The organism is Streptomyces calidiresistens (assembly GCF_014141525.1).
In the GTDB taxonomy this organism is placed as follows: Bacteria; Actinomycetota; Actinomycetes; order Streptomycetales; family Streptomycetaceae; genus Streptomyces; species Streptomyces calidiresistens.
On the sequence record NZ_VKHS01000979.1, the window covers coordinates 1 to 1,772 of the forward strand.

Below are 1,772 nucleotides of genomic sequence, written 5' to 3' on the forward strand. Positions count from 1 at the left end.
GTCCCCCAGCAGATGCGACCCCCCGCGCCCATGCCGGCCGCGGCGCGGCCGGTGGACGGGCGTCCGGTCCACCCGGACCCCGGATACCAGTACCAGTCCCACGGCCGACCCGTCCGGGGGTACTGAGGCACTCCGACCGGGATCCCGGAACCGGGGAGGAGAGGAGCGGGACGCCTCCGGGAGCGGGCCCCGTGCTCCCGTCCGGGTCGGTCGCGCCGTGAGGCGGGGCGACCGACCCGGACGGTCGCGACGACGCACCGGCCGGGCGGGGAGTGGGGATCACGAGGTCAGATCTCCACGTCCTCCAGGATGCCCAGGGCGTCGGGTACCAGCACGGCGGCGGAGTGGTAGAGGCTGATCAGGTAGGACATCACGGCGCGGTCGTCGATGCCCATGAAACGGACGTTGAGCGAGGGTTCGAGCTCGTCCGGGATGCCCTCGCACCACAGGCCGACGACGCCCTGATCGTCCTCCCCGGTCCGCATCGCCAACACGCTGGTGGTGTTGGTGCCCGAGATCGGGATCTTGTTGCAGGGCAGCAGCGGGATGCCCCGCCAGGATCGAACCGTGACACCCGCGACCCTCGTCGGTTCGGGGTGGATGCCGCGGGCGGTGCACTCCCGACCGATCGCCGCGATCGCCCTCGGGTGGGCGAAGAGGTAGTGGGTTCCCCGGCGGCGCGAGATCAACTCGTCGAGGTCGTCGGGGGTGGGCGGGCCGTTGCGGGTGTGGATGCGCTGCCGCGGGTCGGCGTTGTGCAACAGGCCGAACTCCCGGTTGTTGACCAGTTCGTGCTCCTCGCGCTCGCGCAGCGCCTCCACCGTCAACCGGATCTGCTCCCGCAGTTGGTTCATCGGCTCGTTGTAGAGATCGGCCACCCGGGTGTGCACCCGCAGCACCGTCTGCGCGACGCTCAACTCGTACTCGCGCGGGGCCGGGTCGTAGTCCACGAAGGTCCCCGGCAACTCCGGCTCCCCGTGGTGACCGGAGGCCAGCTCGATCTCCGCCTCGCCCCGACGGTTCTGACGCGGCAGCACCCGTCCGGTGAAGGCGTCCAGGTGGGCCCGGAGGGCGGGGAACTCCTCGCCGACCCGGCGAACGGCGGTCAACGGCAGGGCGAGAACGGTGCATCGGGTGACGGCACGCAGACCGGCGCGCCAGGTCCCCGGGTCCGTACCGACCATGGCTCCCTCCCCGGCGTGATCGCCGTCAGCGAGGGTCTCGAGTTCCACCGTGCCCTCGTAGGGTCCGGGGAGCAGACGCCGGACCTTCCCGTGGGCGATGAGCAGGACCTCGGTGACGGGGGCACCGGCCACGGCCAGGTCCTCACCCGCCGCGTACTCGCGCTGTTCGCAGCGATCCGCCAGGGCTCGCAGTTCCTCGCCGTCCGGGAATCCGGACAGCGGCGGCAACTCGGTGAGTTGGGCCGGGATCACGCGCACCGACGAACCGGAGAAGACGAACTCCACCCGACCGTTGCCCGGGGTGTGGGTCAGCCTCCGGTTGACCCGGTAGGTTCCACCCCGCACGTTGACCCGGGGCAGGAGGCGGGGCAGCCATCGGGAGGAGATTCCCTGCATCTGCGGGGGCGTCTTGGTGGTGGTGGTCAGATTCCGGGCAGCCGTGGTGTCCAGACTGCTCGGCGGGGGCTGGGTCATGGGACGCGGAGGACCTTTCACGAGGAAGCGGGGAACGGCACGACGGATGTCCGCGCCCGGGCCCGGGCGCGGGAGGTGCCCCCGCCCCTCCAACGGGGGGCGGGGGCGTGAGGG

General features: G+C 71.8%; 1 protein-coding gene. It reads right to left on the bottom strand.

Going from position 1 to position 1,772, the window contains the following annotated elements:
* Nucleotides 1-287: 287 nt before the first annotated feature.
* A complete protein-coding gene (locus FOE67_RS24695; RefSeq protein ID WP_182667039.1) occupies nucleotides 288-1,658 on the bottom strand; it encodes a family 2B encapsulin nanocompartment shell protein in 1,371 nt (456 codons plus the stop codon).
* Nucleotides 1,659-1,772 lie beyond the last annotated feature (114 nt).

Coding starts and splice junctions, on each gene's coding strand:
- FOE67_RS24695 (WP_182667039.1), bottom strand. CDS start 1,658: ATGACCCAGCCCCCGCCGAGCAGTCTGGACACCACGGCTGCCCGGAAT.